This window comes from Jeotgalibacillus sp. R-1-5s-1, from assembly GCF_004405105.1.
Classification (GTDB): Bacteria; Bacillota; Bacilli; order Bacillales; family Jeotgalibacillaceae; genus Jeotgalibacillus.
Genome location: NZ_SORW01000044.1, coordinates 74162 through 91693 on the forward strand (window position 1 = coordinate 74162; position 17532 = coordinate 91693).

Consider the following 17532-nt stretch of genomic DNA (forward strand, 5'->3'; position numbering starts at 1 on the left):
ATATGTCAGTTTCGGCATTTGTAGAGAGTTTACATCAGTTTTTAGAAAAAGACCAGATCTCTGAAAATGAGACCGTGCGCGAGCAGCATTCTGTTGACGAATCTTACCATAAAGGCCAACTCACTCAAGTAGTCGTGTTTCCACGTTCGACTGATGACACCTCACGTATTTTAGCGTCGGCATCCAAATATGACATTCCGGTTGTACCGTTTGGTCTCGGAACAAGCTTGGAGGGTCATGTGGTGCCGGTCCGTGAGTGTGTCACGATTGATTTTAGCGAAATGAATGCTGTGCTCGATGTGTCACCGGATGATCTTTTAGTGACAGTCCAGCCCGGGGTGACACGCAGTCAGCTGAACCGGGAGCTGAAAAAACACGGGCTATTTTTCTCCGTAGACCCGGGAGCAGACGCCACGCTTGGCGGCATGGCTGCCACAAACGCCAGCGGAACGACTTCTGTGCGTTACGGCATTATGCGGGATCAGGTTCGCGACCTTGAAGTCGTACTGGCGAGTGGTGAGGTCATTCACACTGGTTCGAAGGCAGCTAAATCCTCAGCCGGCCTGCATTTAAACGGCCTGTTTGTTGGTTCAGAAGGGATTCTCGGCTGTATCACGGAGCTTACGCTAAAGGTGTACGGCATTCCTGAATATGAAATGGCCGGGCGTGCGACCTTCCCGTCCGTTGAAAATGCAGTACAGGCAGTGGTCAGCTTACTTCAGTCAGGTATTCCGATTGCCAGAGTGGAGCTGCTGGACGAAATCTCGCTCAAGCAGCTCAATCATCATCAGAAAACAAGCTATCCTGAGATCCCTACATTGTTTATGGAGTTTCACGGCAATGAAGCGGGACTTGCTCAGGATGTTGAGTTTATGAAGGAAATCGTTGATATGTACAACTGCGATGCCATTGAATTCGTATCAAGTCAGGCTGAGCGAAACCGCTTATGGGAAGCGCGTCATAACCTTGCGTACTCCTTTATCCACGGCTTTCCTGGCCGCAAAATGATGGTCACAGACGTATGCGTGCCGATTTCTGAACTCGCAGGAGCCGTGCGTTATGCGCAGGAAAAGCTTAAGGAATTTGACCTGATCGGGGGCGTCACGGGTCACGTGGGAGACGGGAACTTTCACGTTATCCTGATGATTGATATGGAAGATCAGGACGAAGTGTCACGCGCCAATACATTTAATGAAAGTCTTGTTACATATGGCCTTGCGCGAAACGGGACCTCAACTGGGGAGCATGGCGTCGGTTACGGCAAGCAAAAATATATGGAGCAGGAGTTCGGTGCAGCGCTTGGTGTGATGCAGCAAATCAAATCGGCGCTTGATCCAAAAGGCATTTTAAATCCGGGTAAGCTGTTGCCGTCAAAAGGAGAGGTTGTTCATGAATCTGTTATCAAAAGTAAGTGAATTCGCGGGTAAGTACTTTGCTGTGCTGGTCGTATCCGTTGCACTCATTGCCTTTTTTGTACCGGAGCTTTTCACTGGATTTGGCGGCTACATCACGATTCTTCTCGGGATCGTCATGTTTGGGATGGGGCTCACGTTAAAGCCGGTCGATTTTAAAATCGTGGCAAAGCGTCCGATTCCAGTTGTCATAGGAGTGCTGGCGCAGTTTGTTGTTATGCCACTTGTTGCTTTTGCCATTGCATTTGCCCTGAATTTGCCTCCTGAACTGGCAGCCGGACTCGTTCTTTTAGGATCCGTGCCAGGCGGAACAGCTTCCAATGTCATGGTGTATCTCGCGAAAGGAAACCTGGCCCTATCCGTTGCGATGACGAGTTTATCAACACTGCTCGCACCCATCGCGACACCGCTACTGCTGCTTCTCCTAGTCGGACAGTGGATGCCGGTTGATGCAGCTGCGATGTTTATGTCCATTTTCCAAGTGATCATTATCCCAATTGTGCTCGGCTTCATCATCCAGCGGGTCGCGCCAAAAGCAGTGGAAGCCAGTCTTTCTGTCATTCCGCTGATCTCTGTGGCGGCAATCTTGATCATCGTTGGTGCCGTGACAGGCGCTAACGGAGCAAATGTAGTGACAGCCGGCTGGATCGTCTTTGTCGCAGTCCTTCTGCATAACGGATTTGGCCTACTGCTCGGCTACCTCGTTGCACTGGGCCTTGGTCTAAAAGAGGATGACCGCCGTGCGATCTCGCTCGAAGTCGGCATGCAAAACTCCGGCCTCGGCGTCGCACTCGCCACTGCCCACTTCAGCCCGCTTGCCGCACTCCCAAGCGCCTGGGCCGCCATCTGGCACAACATCACAGGCCCACTTCTTGCCAGCATCTGGTCTAAAAAGCCGGTAGTGGAAAAGGAAGAGGAGGAGAAGGAGGAGGGAATGGAGAGAGCTGTTGTGAATAGGTAGTGGCTGAGTTGGGAGTTGGGCCAAAAGGGATTGTATTGATCGTCCGGGTTTTTGCATCGATTCAGTTTTTTATTGTACTGTTTCAGAAAATATTTGTACTGATTCGAATTTTTATTGTATCGATAGACCTCCAAAGCTAGTTTTTTGTCTCGATTCAACTCGAATTTGTATCGTTCCAACAAATATTTGTACTGTTTCAGAAAAGTATTGTATTGGTTCTGGTTACAATATTTTTGCAGACTTCAGGGGCCGCCCCCAACTTACAAAAAAGACGATCGCTTTTCGCAAGCGATCGTCTTTTTTCATGTATGGGAGTTTTAGGGTCTGGCCCTGGGACTACTATTTTGCGGCACATATAAGAGTCCTTATGGAAAAAACGCAACGCAAGCACAACGTTTGGGTCTTGCAGATATACAGTTTGATTGGGACGACATAATTTATTTTAAATAAAAAATGAGCTAGGGAAGGTTCCCAAGCTCTGTATTTCAATTTTGGATTTATTTGGATATGTCATTAAGGCCCCCTATAATTGAGGTTCAGCCTTCTTATTTTTCTTTATAAATATGACTACAAATACGTTAACCAATACTCCCAAACCAAGGAAACCTGAATAATAGATGCTTTGAACGGCTGTTCCGAAACCTTTTTCGATTATATCCATCTCCGCAAGTGAAAATAGTAAGAAAAATACCAAAATGGCTAAGAACATTAACAAAAGTGATGGTATGTATCTTTTTGAGTAGCTAATTCTTATTGTCCAATAAACCGAAGCGATTATTAAAGACAACGGCAAAATAAACGAGAAAATTAAATTTAAAACTGATGAACTCAAATAATCCCTCCTCAAAAAATAGATATCACAAAATAATATCTAAAAATCAACTTTATTCTCAGTCATTTTTTTATACAAAATCTTGCAATTATATGTTCCTCTTAACTCCATTAACCTGCCCGTTAACGAAATAAGGAACATTTTCACATCTATATAATACCACAAAATTTCCAATTATCATTTCTTATAGAAAATAAGAGTGTAATTTCAATTAAAAAAACAGTTCATTTTTAAGTGCAATTTAAATTTTTGTACTCCAAAATTGAACTGGTTTTTTTCAAGTTATCCTCTTTTTTCGTGTATTGTAAAATATAGAAATAAGTTGAAACTATTTAACGAAAACTTGCGTCTGTAGGGTACGAAGGTTGGGATGGGGGTTGTGTTTATGAATTCGGCCGAAAAAGGGTACGTGAGTGATTCGCATATGGAAGAGGTGATGGATGGCTACGGCGAGTATCTGATCCGCTTGGCTTTTCTTTATGTGAAGGATTGGTCTGCAGCGGAGGATATGGTGCAGGAAGTGTTCATTACTTATTATCAAAAATCCAGTCAGTTTGAAAACCGTTCTTCTCTGAAAACGTATCTGGCCAAAATCACCGTCAATAAATGTCACGACCATTTACGGAGCTGGAAGAATAAGCGCTCAATGCTTTCAGTTTCGATGAAGCATCTTCTATCAGCTGATAAGTCGCCGGAGGAATCATTTGAACATCGTGAGACGGAAAATGAACTCGCGCTATGTGTGCTGGCGCTTCCGGTTAAATACAGAGAAGTCATCATTCTTTATTATTATCAGGAGCTATCCATCACAGAAATGAGCGGGGTATTGAGCTGTTCTGACAATACGGTTAAAACTAGGCTGAGGAGAGCGAAAAAGATTCTTCAAACGAAATTAGATGTGGAGACATGGGAGGGACTGCTGGATGAATAGACTGAAGCGCGAGATCGACCATCATATTGGCAAGCGTCCCCGGTTTACAAATGAACTGAAGCAACAAATCCTGATTGACATGAAGAAGTCTGAGCCATCGCCTGTTTTCTTTAAAAGAAACCTTGCTACTTTTAAATATGCGGCTATTTTATCAGTACTTTTAGTGTTCACCGCCACTTTTTTGTACACGGTTGTAACGGAAAATAGTCAGGAGCTAACCTCTTCATCTGAGGAAACTTCGGTCATAAAGGATGATGATACTTCACCTGAAATTGAAACGTATTCAACGTACGAAGAGCCCCTGGAGTTACTGGATTATGGAAGTGATTCCATGGATAGAGGGAACCATGACTATACAGTCTATCCGCTCATTATTGACCCTTCGGCTATTGGAGTAGACGACATTTCAAGAGGTGACGTTGTGGCTTATGAATATGACTTTTTTGATGGCAAGCAACTGACCGTTTCAAGAGTGATCGGTCTACCGGGCGAAACGGTCGAAATAAAAGAAGGTCAAATCTACATCAATGACCAAAAACTAGACACCTTTTACGGGAAAGTTCATAGATTGGGATTTGGTTCAAATGAAGAATATAACGAGGCTTTAAAAGAAAATGGAGCCGAGCAAAACCTGGACTCAATGAAAGACACCTACGCCCTATCAATCGATAAATTCCAGCTCGGAGAAAACGAACTATACCTCGCAGGAGACGACTGGTTCAGAGGTGTGCAGCACACGCAAGAAGTTTCTGAGCTGTATGGGAAAGTGTTGGGGTATTACAAATAGGAAAAAGCGTAGAATCGAGGAGATCTATATTGGTGAAGTATGAGTGTAAGCAGGGTGTTCCATCGTTGGACGAATACAAATATTTATGCGAAGCGGTGGGATGGAAGGATTTCATGAATTTTGAGGTTGCGGAGAAGTCTTTGAAGAATTCGGTCTTTGGCGTCACGGTTTATGATCATGGACAGATCATCGGCATGGATAGAATCGTGGGCGATGGGGCGATCTATTTTTACATTCAGGACGTTGTTATTCATCCGGATGTTCAAGGTAAAGGGATTGGGAATGAGATTATGAATATTTTACTCGCGTATTTGCAAGAGCATGCACCGGAGAAAGCATTCATTGGATTGTTTGCCTCACAGGGAAAAGAATCATTCTATGAAAAATTTGATTTTAAGAATTACGCACCGAATATGACGGGGATGTTTAGGGTGATGTGAGGAGGGGCGTATCTATGCGAAAACTCGTTTGCTTTGGTGATAGTATTACCGCCAGACAGGAAGGTTTTTCAGAACCAATGTTAACAACGAAACTTAGCGACAAACTACAAGGCTATGAAGTTGTCAACGCAGGTGTAGCCGGCGACAATACTTTCGATGCATTAAAAAGACTTGAACATGATGTGATGAGTCAACAGCCGGATTTGGTAACCGTTCTCTTTGGAGCGAACGATGCTGCTATTCACAAGATGGTGGAGTTAGGTGATTATCAATCTAACCTTTTTAAAATGGTAAAACAAATTGGACCTGATCGAACGATTCTGATTTCACCTTCACCGGTAGATGAAGCTGTCCAATTTGCCAGAACAAACGGTATCCTCAGCCGATACGTATCAGCTGTAGAGCAGGTAGCCAAAGAAACAGGCAGCCATTACATTGATTTTTTCTCCTATATGTTTGCTCAAAAAGATTATAAAGACAAACTAAAAGGCATAAGAAATGACGGTCTTCATTTTGGTGAGCAGGGGTATGATGTACTTGTCAGTTTGATACATAAGAAGATTGAAGCGTAGACTTAGTGTCTGTCCCTGAAGTCTAAAATGATGTAAGAGGAGGGTTACGATTGAGAAAAGTGAAAGTGGAACACATTGATGCCTTCAGTTCGATTCCGGAAAAAGGGAATCCAGCGGGTGTTGTGCTGAATGGGGAGGATTATACATCAGAACAGATGCTTGAAATCGCGAAAAAAGCAGGGTTTAATGAAACTGCGTTTATACTTCCGTCACAAAGAGCTGATATCAGACTTCGTTATTTTACGCCTGGGGTTGAGATGAATTTATGCGGACATGCGACACTTGGTGCTGTTTACTGCTTACATATGAAGGGTCTGCTAGAGCAACCGACGATAACAATAGAAACCAATGCAGGGATTTTACCTATAATGCTTCGTGAAGAAAACGGTCAGATATTCATCACAATGCAGCAGGCACTGCCGAAATTTCATGCTTTTGGCGGCTCAAAAGCTGATGCAGCAAAGGCAATCGGCCTGAAGGAAGTAGAACTGGACGATGATTTGCCGATTATATACGGAAATACAGGTAACTGGACATTAATCGTTCCGATCAAAAAGTTAGAAAGCTTTAAGAGCATGGAGCCCGATACAGAGAGCTTTCCGGATGTGTTGAATGAAATACCAAGCGCTTCAGTGCATCCCATTTGTCTTGAGGTGAGAGATGCTGACAATCACATGCACGCACGCCACTTTTCTGCACCGGCTTCAGGAACCATTGAAGACGCCGTAACAGGGACAGCATCTGCAGTCATGGGCGCATACTATCACCAATTTATTCATCCATCGTTACCTTTGCCGGCTACCTTAAAAGTGGAACAAGGGCATGAAATCAACAAAGACGGACAAGTTTTTGTGCATTTGAAACAAATTAATGATGGTATTGAAGTATCAATATCCGGAACAGCTGTTTATGTTAAGACGATTGAAATAGCGTAGAGTTGGAGTCAGCACCCAACTCTACGCATATCTCATAGCATTCGAAAAACCTCAATCAATATAAACCCTGCAATTCCCCACATAGAGACAGCTGAAATTTTGTTAATGATTTTCAGCCCTTTCCCGGCTTTATCAATCGTTTTGACGACTCTGCCTATGATGGCAAGCAGTGTGAAGGCGATCCACGAAACGAGAATACATGCCAGAGCGAATGCAATGAGTTCTGTTCGTTCTGCATATTGAACGGCGTTAATGCCGATTACCCCGACCGTGTCTAAAATGGCGTGTGGATTGAGCAGGGAAATGGATAAAGCAAACAGGATTTGCTTTTTTACCGGGACCGCTTGTTTCTGATCGGAATCCCCTGCATCTGAATGCCAGATCGTCCATCCTATATACATAAGAAAAATGAAGCCAAGGCTATATAAAATGACCTGAAGCTGGGGGATAGCGATCACAACGAGTGAAACTCCTGAGACGGAAATGAGAATCAGCAGCGTGTCACACAGCGCGGCCGTTACGACAACAGGAAGTGCCATCACAAATTTCCTGTGAGCTGCACCCTGATTGAAGATAAAAATATTCTGTGGACCGAGCGGCAAAATCAAAGCCGCTGATAAAATAAAACCATGAATAAATGCACTTAAAATAATTGATCACTCCTTACTTGTTTCATCTTAAACGGTCATGTACAGTAAATGAACAACCAATTGGTTGATTTTAGACCCAACCAATTTAAAGGAGTATACGTATGGGATGGACACCGGATCGTGCATCAGGCACACCGCTTTCTAAGCAAATACAAGGATGGATAACAGATCAGATCAGGCAGGGGGTTTGGCCTTCAGGAACCAGACTTCCCACTCAGAGAAAGTTAGCGGAACAATTAAAGGTGAACCGAAGCACGATTGTTCAGGTGCTGGATGAGCTGAAAGCAGAAGGGTTTTTAACCTCAAAAGTTGGAAGTGGAGTGTATGTAAGTTCAAGCGGGTGGGAGAATTTTTTGCGAAATACTTCTCCTGACTGGCGTACCCGAATCAGTCAGAGTGATTATCAGTCGAACATTCAAACGATCCAGTTAATAAATGAACATGAGAAAAATCCAGACCTTATTCGGTTAGGAACAGGGGAGTTGTCTCCAGAACTTATACCATCTGATCAAATACAGCATTCGCTAGGTGAAATAAATCTCGGAAGCAGGGATCTGGGATATTCTGAACCTAAAGGATCTTTAAGGCTGAGGCAGGTTTTGGTGCGGCACTTGAAGAAGTTCAACATTAAGTCTTTGGAGGAAAACATCCTCATCGTATCAGGTGGCTTGCAGGCTTTACAGCTCGTTTCGATTGGTTTGATTGGTTCGCAGGCTAATATCTATGTTGGTGGTCCATCGTACTTACATTCACTGCCTTCGATCCCGACTGAGAATATCCATTGGCATTCAGAAAATAGTGCTCCAGACGCGAAAAACCATTCGTTTTTTTACACAATTCCAACTTTAAATAATCCAACAGGAACGGTTTTGTCCGTTGATGAACGACAGCGTATTTTAGATCGGTGTAAATCACTTCGACTTCCGATTATTGAAGACGGCGTCTATCAGGAACTGACCTTTGAAGAAGCGCCACAATCTCTGAAGTCGCTGGATCTCAACGGACAAGTGTTGCATATTGGCAGCATGTCTAAAGTGTTTAGCCCTGGGCTGCGCGTTGGTTGGATCACGGGTCCTCAAGTTGTCATTGATCATTTAGCGGATCTGAAAATGCAGCTTGATTACGGTAGCAGTGCGATCTCTCAGGAAATCGCTGCTCAGTGGCTGGAATCTAATCAATATCATCAGCATCTTGTGCAGCTTCGCCGGTCTTTAAAAGAAAGAGCTGCATATACAGAGGAAATTCTGACTCAGCACTTCATGGACATCGCTACATGGAACTCACCACAAGGTGGATTCTACATCTGGCTGAAAGTGAACAAACCCGTCGTAACAAAAACGCTCTTTCAAAGAATGATCAAACGCAACGTCCTGATCAATCCAGGGTATATTTACGATCCGGGCGATTACCACCACCTGAGAATTTCATATGCATATAGCCGTTACGATGAAATTGAAAAGGGGCTGTTAGTGCTGGGGGAGGAGATTAGAAAATTAATGTAGACTTCAGTTACAGACCCCAAGTTTACGAAACTAGCGTAAAATAGAACCATTCGTATAGATGAAGGGGGAAATTAAGTTGATCGATTTGTTTTTGTACAATTGGCAGGTGCGTGAGGATTGGTTTGAGTGGTGTCAGTCTTTGACGGAGGAAGAGTTGTTTGCGAAACGAACTGGTGGAATGGAAAGTTTGTTTCAGAATCTGGTGCATGTCGTGGATTGTGAGTTGCTTTGGATCAACCACTTGATTCAAGAGCCTGTGGTCTATGAGAAGCGAGATGCGATTCAAACGTTAGAGGACATCCAGGCTTATTCAGACTTCACAAAGACAGTGACAAAGCCGGTGATTGATAGCTGGAACGGTGAGCTTGAAGATCAGGTTGTTCACATCACGGGCAGAAATGGAAATGTGCGTTCCTTTACATATGGAAAAATCATTCGACACCTGATTTCACATGAAATTCATCATATTGGACAGCTGTCGATTTGGGCCCGAGAGATTGGAAAAAAGCCAGTTTCGTCAGATTTGATCGTGAGGAACTACAGATGTGGACTGTAGAGTTAAGGGTCTGTCCCTTAACTCTACGCTGAGGTGTTGTTAATGATCGAGTGGGTTGCTGGTTTTGAGGAGATGTATATTGTTATTTATTGTGTGTTGATTTTGTGGGTGAATGTTGATTATTTGAGGGAGGCTGCTCATCTTCGTGAGGGTCTTACTGAGATTGGTTCTGAGGATGAGTTGCTGTTTAACCCTCATCATTTTTCGATTGTGCTGATGGGCCTGGCGTTTAATTTTTTTCGCAGGTGGCTTGTTTATGTTTTGGCTGTGGTGTTGACTGAAAATGTTGTCGTGCTTGTTGTGTCGCTCATTCTTTTTATTGCAAGCTTATATGACACCCTGTTCAATTACACACTGGCCAAAATGAAGAAATCAAAAATAGGCTTGTATGTGGTGATGGCGGATGTTGTGTTTATTGGAGTGTTTGTTGTGTATGTGATGCTGAAATGAAAAGTGGGACGTATGCGTTGAATCATTCTGTCATTGAATGATTCAACGCATACGTCCCTGTGCTTCATGTAAAGCGTCTGCAAGTGCCACAGTATGGGGTTGTATCTCCTCTTTTGATGACGTTATGGCAATGAGAACAGCGAATATGAGAAGAATCTTCATTATTCACGCCATCCCATCCCTTGGCCATCAATCGGCTAAACATGGACATGGAACGAACCTCGTATTTAAAATACAGCCAAATGAAAAAACCACAAATGATGAGTACGAGATAGATCATCGTAACGCCTCCTATGAACCTGTGTGGTGTTCAAAAACGGTTTAATTCGCTGCAAGTGATGCTTCAGGACGTCTAACTAAACACATGATTCCCACAATCATGAACAGCACAGATTGAATCAGTGTAGCCCCCAACGTAAGCAAAAGCATGATAATCCCAGTGATCAAAAAGGTGACGCCGGCTGCTTTAGGGTTGTTTTTCATTTTAAAGAGTGCCGCGAGACCTGCCAATAATCCTGCCAGGTGTACGGCCAACACGATCCACCCGTACCATAATTCAGTCACCTGAGGTAATTGTTCAGGATAGGATGTCCCTATGAATACAGCTAAAAACAGTCCTGAGATAAGAACGAGTAATTGAAGAACAAGTGCCACGATCACGAGTACCTTTTCAACAGTTCGCTTCACCTGATAACCTCCTTTATTAGTGTATATCAGGATTACGAACTTGATTGGAATTAGTTTCAAATTTTAGGAATATTATTCTTGTGTTTGGGAAATATCCTATAAGTATTTGATTACCAGGCTTTCAAGCTTGTTCTCGTGTCATTCTTATCTGTGATGTATTCGATGCTTGTAAATCCAGCGTTTACTGAATGTTCGTGTAGTAACTCAAGTAGAACTTTATCTCTGCAATAGATGGTGACATAAGTACAGTCGACAACGAGTAAGACGAGTTCACACGGGCTTTCGAGAAACGCTTCATATGTCCTGATGTCAGCGGAGTGGCCTCGGGGATATGCCTGCAAGTCGCTGAAAATAAGATAGTATGAATCGTATTCAATGATGTTTTGAAATGTAGCTCCATCCATGATTTTAGGGCTCTCTGGAAAGAGATCGTCAGCTAGTTTTCCTTTCATCACTTTGTAGGACTCGCCATCGCCGATTTTTCAATCATAAGCAGTGACATCTAACGGTTTTAGTATTTCGTCAAGATATCTGCCGAATTGATTGGGGATCTCAAAACTGATTCCTCGTTTCATCATCATAAACCTCCTATCAAAAAAAGGACGCAATCCCAAATCCTTCATAAACCGAATGATTCAGAATATACGTCCCCATGCCTCACTCCGCGCCTAATTTATCCAACACAAATGCGTAGTATTCGGCTAGTTCTTTGAGCTGGTCGAAGCGGCCGGATGCGCCGAAGTGGCCGGCGCCCATGTTGGTTTTCAGGACCAGGGTGTTGTTGTCTGTTTTCATGGTGCGCAGTCTGGCTACCCATTTGGCAGGTTCCCAGTAGGCGACGCGCGGGTCGTTCAGGCCTGTTGTGATGTACAGGTGTGGATAGTCTTTTTGCTCTACGTTGTCGTATGGGCTGTAGGATTTCATATAGTTGTAATCCTCTTCATTTTTCGGATTGCCCCACTCATCCCACTCCAGCGTGGTTAATGGAATCGTTTCATCAAGCATCGTTGTCAGGACGTCAACGAAAGGCACTTCTGGCACGATTACTTTGAAAATTGAGCCTTCCATATTCGACACGGCTCCAACAAGCAAGCCGCCTGCACTGCCACCGCGAGCAGCGATTTGATCAGATGTGGTGTAGCCTTCTTTGATTAAAAAGCGTGCTGCATCAATAAAGTCGTTGAACGAATTGAGTTTTTGATGTGTTTTTCCGTTTTCATACCAGTGACGGCCCATTTCACTTCCGCCGCGCACCTGTGCCGTAACGAATATCACGCCTTTATCTAAAATCGGCAGACGGTAGGCGTTGAAGTAAGGGTTACTGCTGGCCCCGTATGATCCGTAGCCTGTCAGAATAAGAGGTGCAGGTCCGTTATCAAGTGCACCTTTTTTATAAACCGCCATTAATGGCACCTTCACGCCGTCACGTGCAGTGGCCCACAGTTGCTCCTGATGATAATCTTCAGGGTGATACACTCCATTTACCGTTGCGGTGTGAATCGTTTCTTTTTCACCTGTAGCGATCTGTAAACTGTAAATCGTGTCCGGTGTGAGAAGGGATTCGTATTCGACTAAAAGCTCAGGCGAATCATAGCTTTGCCCGCCGGTGATTGAAAGGGTGTACAGTGATTCATCCCAGGTAAGCTGCTGGAGACTGTTGTTCTCAATTGTCCAGATCTGTGTCAGCCCATTTTCACGCCCGTAAATAAAAAGCTTACTTAGCGTTGGATACACAAACTGAAGGTAGCGATTTTCATCGTATGGTATTACTTCCTCTCGTTTTGAAAAATCGTTTGCAGAACAGCGGACAAGCTTGAAATTCAGGGCGTCTTCATTTGTCAAAATCAGCAGATCATCGCCCCAATGCTCCACATCATACTTGATCCCTCTGCGTCGCTCATCCACAAGCTGAACAGGCGCGAGCGGGTTTTCAGTATCAATCAGGCGCGCCTCATCCGTCATTGTTGATTCTGAATTCACCATGATATATTTACCGCTCTGTGTTTTTGAAATGAATAAAGCAAACGTTGAATCCTTTTCTTCATATAAAAGTGTATCAGGTTCCGTGCTACCTACCTCGTGGCGCCACAAATAGCAAGGGCGCTGCATTTCATCAACCGTCACATAAAAAAGGTATGTACCGCACTGACTCCACTCTACACTGCTGTAGATATAAACGTTATTGATTTTATCAGGCAGCAGTTCTCCGTTTTGAAGATCCTTGACGTAAATCGTATAACGGTCAGAGCCGTCACGATTTTCAAGGTAGGCAAGCTTTGTCTGTTCCTCATTCAACCGCTGCAGGGACACACTCAAATAATCGTCATCTCCTGCAAGCTCATTTAAATCAAGAATGATCTCTTCAGACGCTTCAGCTAAAAGTGACCGGTTCGCCGCTTTTTTACGCGCATAAACCGGATACTGCTGCTCTTTATCATGACGGGAATAATAAAAATAAGCCCCATTCTGAACAGGCACCTTCACCTCAGCCTCAGGCACACGGGCCACCATACCCTCATAAATCTCATTCGTCTGCTTTTCAAGAGGCGTCATCACCTCACGATAATACGCATTCTCCTCCTCCAAATACTCAACCACATCCGGATTCGAACGATCCCTCATCCAATAATAATCATCCTCCCGCACATCACCATGAATCTCATGCACAAAAGGCTCGCGTTTTGCTACAGGTACCTTCATCAAAAAACCCCTTTCTCTATCTTTGTATAAATTCGGAATACGTAAGGTTAAATCCTGCCTGAACGTAGAGTAAAGGTCTGTCCCTGAAATCTACGGTAGATTTCAGGGACAGACCCCAAGTCTACGCTAAGCATTAAATCCAATAAATAATGTGAAGATCATCAATATGATAGATATAGTGATTACGAGGGTACAAATTGTTGTTGTGATGATTTTAAGCATTTTCGGTATATGTGTACTTTGTTTCCAAACAACGATAAGTAAGGTGAAGTGTAAAATGATAAGCAGCATAAAAAAAGCTAAAGGTCCAAATCGTTCTTTTACTAAGATCCATATGTCCATTGAACAGTTCCTCTTTCTTTGATCACCATTCACAGACGCTAATCCAAGGCTCCTGCGTTTCGAAAATGGTTTCTTGTTGATTGCTTTGTATCGTCCCGCTCAAACATCTGCAGAGTCAGGTCAGATCCCAAGTCTACAAAAGCTGGTCAATATTTAATTCAGATAGCTTCATTGTTTACCTCGTTGTCTACTTATATCTAACCGCCTCATGATTACTGCAATATAAAGCAGTAAACCAAAAATAGCACTTATAAAAATATTAAATTCAACAACGAGCCCTGTCATAGGTAATAGGAAACCCAACAAGACACTCAATAGCATAAATAAAAATAGCTCCAAATGATTTCCTCCTTATGTAGTATTCTTATTCAAATATACCATATTCTTGCATCTTATAGCGTAAGGGTCTGACCTCAACTCTACGAATCTCCCATTTTTCTCCTGGTGTATCAATGGTAAGATGGAGACAGATTTGTGAATACATAATAAGTGATGTGAGTTTGATGAAGAGTAAGCCGATTTATGTGGAGATTGAGATAGAGGATGAGGTTGAGAAGGTGTGGACGTATAGCCAGGATCCTGGGCTGCATGAGCAGTGGGATGTGCGCTTTTCTTCTATTACGTATAACGAAAAGCCGCCTGGTGAGGAGGTTCAGACGTTTACTTATTCGACGAAGGTGCTGCCTGGGCTTGAGGTTTCAGGCTGGGGTGAGAGTAAGGGGACGCATGAGAAGGAGAGTGGTGAAAAGACGTCTGCGCTGCATTTTGGGACGGACCAGATCATTTCACCGATTGCGGAAGGAAAGGGGTATTGGAAGTACATCCCTCACGAAAAGGGAACGACTTTTCTGACGCAGTATGATTATGACGTCCGCTTTGGAGCGGCAGGAAAGCTGTTCGACCGCATGTTTCGTCCGCTGATGGGATGGGGAACGGCGTTGAGTTTTGATGTTCTTAAAAGATGGATTGAGACAGGTGAGCGTCCTGGCACGCAATATCGCCGCTTCTTTTCGTTTTATGCGATCTGCCTGCTGTTTTCATTTGTGTGGCTGTACCAGGGGCTTGTGCCAAAGGTGCTCACGCAGCATCCATTAGAGGTGAGCATGCTGATGCAACTGTCGCCATTTACACAAGCGCAGGCTGAGACTGCTGTGCTCTGGGTTGGCCTGGCGGAGATGCTGTTTGCATGCTTCTGGCTGGTGCCCGGGCTGCAGAAATCACTGTTGAAGCTGCAGGTCGTCATCTTCCCGCTGCTGACATTAAGCGCCGTCTTATCAGCACCGTCCGTTGCAACAGCGCCATTCAATGTCATCACGTTAAATGTGACACTGGGGGTGCTCTCAATCATAGGGCTTCTGCTGGCGCATCAGCTGCCGACTGCGAAAAGCTGTAAAAGAAAGCGGGGGAAGAAGGCGTGACGATTTATTCAACCTTGTTGGGCGATGATTTTCAAAAGCTGCACCCGAAGCTTCAGCATCGCTACGCACTTCCTTTAGATGAAACGTTTTATGCGGAAGGCGTGATGAGCCGGATTCAAAATGGAGGCTGGCTGCTTTCTCCGTTTTTCCGCGTGGCATCCAGGATCAATTTTTTATTTCCGGAAAGTGGGGAGGGGGTTCCGTTTTCCATCGCAAACCGTTGCGCCATCAATCAGGACGGGGAAGCAGAGGTGGCATGGGAAAGAACCTTCCATTTTCCAAAAGCGGTCCGTAAATTTAACGCGAAAATGACTGTGGATTTAGAAAGAAAGCTCGTGAAGGATTATCTTGGTGACGTGCCGTTTTTCTATTCAGACCTGAACTTTAACGTAACAAAGGACGGCTTCTTACTGATCACATCAGGGGTGCAAAAAATCGTGCTTGGAAGGAAAGGGCTCATACTTCCTGGTCCGCTAAATGGCCGTGTGACGGTGCTTGAAGGCTACGATGATGAAAAGGGCGTGTACACGATTCACGTGTCTATTTACAACGATTTGGTGGGGAGGTTGATGATGTATGCCGGGGAATTTAAAGAAAGCACTCATTAATCCTCTGATTTTATGTGGGATTCTCTTACTGGGTATCAGCTTACTCGTTCAAAATCAGGAAGGGTATAGCTATTATCTGACGGCGGCTCAGCTGGTTTTTGTGCCTGCGCTGATTCATTTGATCGTGCCGTTACGTTCATTTGAAAAAGTGATCATCACAATCGCTATGGTTGCGGTGACGCTCATCAGTTTTGGCGTGTCTTTCAATTTGGCAGTCACATGTGCCGCAGTCTACCTTCTTTATACTTTTTGGTTGGCCTGGAAGGGGCTAGAGCGGTTTTTAAAACGTGGTTTTACGAATGTGCCTGAAATCCTGATTGATCTTGGTTTTATGTATCTGTCAATCGGTGGGATGTGGTTTTTCGCACATGTGAGCGGAATTGATACCGGATTTAGCGAAATGCTGACCTGGCTGACAGGTATTCATTTTCATTATTCGGCATTTTTGCTCTGCGTGTCAGTTGGTCTGCTTGGCCGCTTGAAAATGACACGGTTGTACCAGATATGTGCGCTAATCATTGGAACCGGGCCCATTACAGTGGCGCTGGGGATTACGTTTTCGACAACGATCGAAATCATTTCAGTATCACTTTATGTGCTTGCGATTTATATCCTGACGTTTCACAGCTTCCGGATCACCTTTCCGCGTGGTCAGGCTGCCTTTGTCCGGATTCCTTACGTGACGCTGTGTTTCACGATTGCCTGGTCTTTTTTGTATGCCTATGGAAATTTCGCCGGTCAGGCTGTGGTGACGATTCCAACGATGCTTGTCGTACACGGGCTTCTGAATTGCGTGCTGTTTGGCTCGTTTACCGTGATTGGCTGGGCGCTAAATGTGCCTGACTCAACACACCAATCACCCCATTTTCCGGTGAGTCGGATTCGCGGGAAGCTAAAAGAGACCGGTGATCCGCATCGCGGGCTTGTGGATGAGATGGGGAATTATGTTGATAAAGAGAAGCTGCCTGCTGAAGTCGTTCGGTTTTATGAACAGACAGAGCAGTTCAAGCTCTCCGCCTCTGTGAAATGGGCACCGTGGTTCAAGCCGTTTGCATTTATTTATAAAGGGATCAGCCGGAAAATCGGGCAGATCAACCTGCCTTATTCATCTGAAAAAGTGGAGATGACAGGGGATATTTTGCTGGTTGATGAACAGCTTGATAGCAGAAGCAGACCGCGCGTCTGGCATAGAAGGATTGGGGAAGAAACGGTATTTACAGCGATTTACTCAAGCCACCAAACTGCAGGGCAAACCTACATGAACATCGCGCTGCCGCTGCCGTTCTCATCCATGCACGGCATCCTGCAGCTAACGGCAAAAAACGGGAAACTCCATCTCACAAGTGCAGCAGAAGGCGACGCAGGTACCTACCTCGCTATCGGCCCATACCTGCCAAAGCTGCCCCTGCACGAACGCTTTACCCTGCAAGAAACCGGCCGAAAACTCACCGCCACCCACGACATGACCATCCTCGGCCTGCACTTTCTGCATATCGATTATGAGATCAAGCGCAGGGAAGAAGCTGTGTAAAGAAAGGGTCTGTCCCCTGAACTCTACCCAGCTCTAAACATATGGAGGTTCGCAGGATTTTGATCGTTGTTCGAAAAATATCGGCGGTGATTCGTAGAATGCTGGGGATGGTTCACAAAATAAGAGGAGCGGTTCGCAAGATTTTAGGCTATGTTCCAAGAATTGTGTCATTTGACCTATGAGTGTAGAGGTAGGGTCTGTCCCCAAGTCTGCGCTCC

General features: G+C 44.5%; 18 protein-coding genes and 1 pseudogene. 14 read left to right on the top strand and 5 right to left on the bottom strand.

Going from position 1 to position 17532, the window contains the following annotated elements:
- Positions 1–2: 2 nt before the first annotated feature.
- Positions 3–1415: an FAD-binding oxidoreductase gene (locus tag E2491_RS13090; protein ID WP_134376069.1), complete on the top strand. Its 1413-nt coding sequence runs from the start codon at positions 3–5 to the stop codon at positions 1413–1415.
- Positions 1390–2373: a bile acid:sodium symporter family protein gene (locus E2491_RS13095; RefSeq protein WP_134376070.1), complete on the top strand. Its 984-nt coding sequence runs from the start codon at positions 1390–1392 to the stop codon at positions 2371–2373. The genes E2491_RS13090 and E2491_RS13095 overlap by 26 nt, the downstream gene beginning before the upstream one ends.
- Positions 2374–2896: 523 nt before the next feature.
- On the opposite strand, the gene E2491_RS13100 is transcribed toward E2491_RS13095, so the two are convergent.
- Positions 2897–3205: a hypothetical protein gene (locus E2491_RS13100; RefSeq protein ID WP_134376071.1), complete on the bottom strand. Its 309-nt coding sequence runs from the start codon at positions 3203–3205 to the stop codon at positions 2897–2899.
- A gap of 385 nt (positions 3206–3590) precedes the next feature.
- Here E2491_RS13100 and E2491_RS13105 point away from each other — a divergent pair, with 385 nt between their 5' ends.
- From E2491_RS13105 to E2491_RS13125, 5 genes are read left to right on the top strand one after another with little or no spacing between them, the layout of a single operon-like run.
- Positions 3591–4136: a sigma-70 family RNA polymerase sigma factor gene (locus E2491_RS13105; RefSeq protein WP_134376072.1), complete on the top strand. Its 546-nt coding sequence runs from the start codon at positions 3591–3593 to the stop codon at positions 4134–4136.
- Positions 4129–4923 (top strand): S26 family signal peptidase, encoded by a 795-nt coding sequence (locus E2491_RS13110; protein ID WP_166805884.1) that lies wholly within the window; start codon positions 4129–4131, stop codon positions 4921–4923. The genes E2491_RS13105 and E2491_RS13110 overlap by 8 nt, the downstream gene beginning before the upstream one ends.
- A 29-nt stretch (positions 4924–4952) precedes the next feature.
- The gene (locus E2491_RS13115) at positions 4953–5363 is read left to right on the top strand and encodes a GNAT family N-acetyltransferase (RefSeq protein WP_134376074.1); all 411 of its coding nucleotides are present in this window, start codon (positions 4953–4955) and stop codon (positions 5361–5363) included.
- A 14-nt stretch (positions 5364–5377) separates the two neighbouring features.
- Entirely contained in the window at positions 5378–5935 is a 558-nt protein-coding gene (locus E2491_RS13120; protein ID WP_134376075.1) for an SGNH/GDSL hydrolase family protein, read from the top strand.
- Positions 5936–5985: 50 nt separating this feature from the next.
- Entirely contained in the window at positions 5986–6870 is an 885-nt protein-coding gene (locus E2491_RS13125) for a PhzF family phenazine biosynthesis protein (RefSeq protein ID WP_134376076.1), read from the top strand.
- A 32-nt stretch (positions 6871–6902) separates the two neighbouring features.
- Here E2491_RS13125 and E2491_RS13130 read toward each other — a convergent pair whose 3' ends face one another.
- A complete protein-coding gene (locus E2491_RS13130) occupies positions 6903–7478 on the bottom strand; it encodes a LysE/ArgO family amino acid transporter (RefSeq protein ID WP_371414477.1) in 576 nt (191 codons plus the stop codon).
- A 143-nt stretch (positions 7479–7621) separates the two neighbouring features.
- Here E2491_RS13130 and E2491_RS13135 point away from each other — a divergent pair, with 143 nt between their 5' ends.
- The 4 genes from E2491_RS13135 (at position 7622) to E2491_RS13150 (ending at position 10353) form a co-directional block, all read left to right on the top strand.
- Positions 7622–9022 carry an aminotransferase-like domain-containing protein gene (locus E2491_RS13135; protein ID WP_134376078.1) on the top strand — a complete coding sequence of 467 codons (1401 nt, stop codon included), beginning with the start codon at positions 7622–7624 and terminating at the stop codon, positions 9020–9022.
- A 76-nt stretch (positions 9023–9098) separates the two neighbouring features.
- Complete coding sequence (locus E2491_RS13140) at positions 9099–9578, top strand: DinB family protein (RefSeq protein WP_134376079.1); 480 nt, start codon at positions 9099–9101, stop codon at positions 9576–9578.
- A 42-nt stretch (positions 9579–9620) separates the two neighbouring features.
- Positions 9621–10028: a hypothetical protein gene (locus E2491_RS13145; RefSeq protein ID WP_134376080.1), complete on the top strand. Its 408-nt coding sequence runs from the start codon at positions 9621–9623 to the stop codon at positions 10026–10028.
- 130 nt (positions 10029–10158) lie between these two features.
- Positions 10159–10353, top strand: a complete 195-nt coding sequence (locus E2491_RS13150; protein ID WP_134376081.1) for a hypothetical protein — start codon at positions 10159–10161, stop codon at positions 10351–10353.
- Here E2491_RS13150 and E2491_RS13155 read toward each other — a convergent pair.
- The 3 genes and pseudogenes from E2491_RS13155 to E2491_RS13165 form a co-directional block, all read right to left on the bottom strand.
- Positions 10350–10715 carry a DUF4064 domain-containing protein gene (locus E2491_RS13155; protein WP_166805885.1) on the bottom strand — a complete coding sequence of 122 codons (366 nt, stop codon included), beginning with the start codon at positions 10713–10715 and terminating at the stop codon, positions 10350–10352. The two genes, E2491_RS13150 and E2491_RS13155, sit on opposite strands and share 4 nt — an antisense overlap.
- A gap of 110 nt (positions 10716–10825) precedes the next feature.
- Positions 10826–11338 (bottom strand): annotated as a pseudogene (locus E2491_RS13160) (DUF2691 family protein).
- Positions 11339–11372: 34 nt separating this feature from the next.
- Positions 11373–13415 (bottom strand): S9 family peptidase, encoded by a 2043-nt coding sequence (locus E2491_RS13165; protein ID WP_134376083.1) that lies wholly within the window; start codon positions 13413–13415, stop codon positions 11373–11375.
- An 845-nt stretch (positions 13416–14260) separates the two neighbouring features.
- Here E2491_RS13165 and E2491_RS13170 point away from each other — a divergent pair.
- Genes E2491_RS13170 through E2491_RS13180 form a run of 3 tightly spaced genes read left to right on the top strand, consistent with a single transcriptional unit; the run spans position 14261 to position 17314 of the window.
- Positions 14261–15175 carry a DoxX-like family protein gene (locus E2491_RS13170; protein ID WP_134376084.1) on the top strand — a complete coding sequence of 305 codons (915 nt, stop codon included), beginning with the start codon at positions 14261–14263 and terminating at the stop codon, positions 15173–15175.
- Entirely contained in the window at positions 15172–15783 is a 612-nt protein-coding gene (locus E2491_RS13175; protein WP_134376085.1) for a DUF4166 domain-containing protein, read from the top strand. The genes E2491_RS13170 and E2491_RS13175 overlap by 4 nt, the downstream gene beginning before the upstream one ends.
- The gene (locus E2491_RS13180; RefSeq protein ID WP_134376086.1) at positions 15752–17314 is read left to right on the top strand and encodes a YndJ family protein; all 1563 of its coding nucleotides are present in this window, start codon (positions 15752–15754) and stop codon (positions 17312–17314) included. Before E2491_RS13175 ends, E2491_RS13180 begins: the two co-directional genes overlap by 32 nt.
- Positions 17315–17532 lie beyond the last annotated feature (218 nt).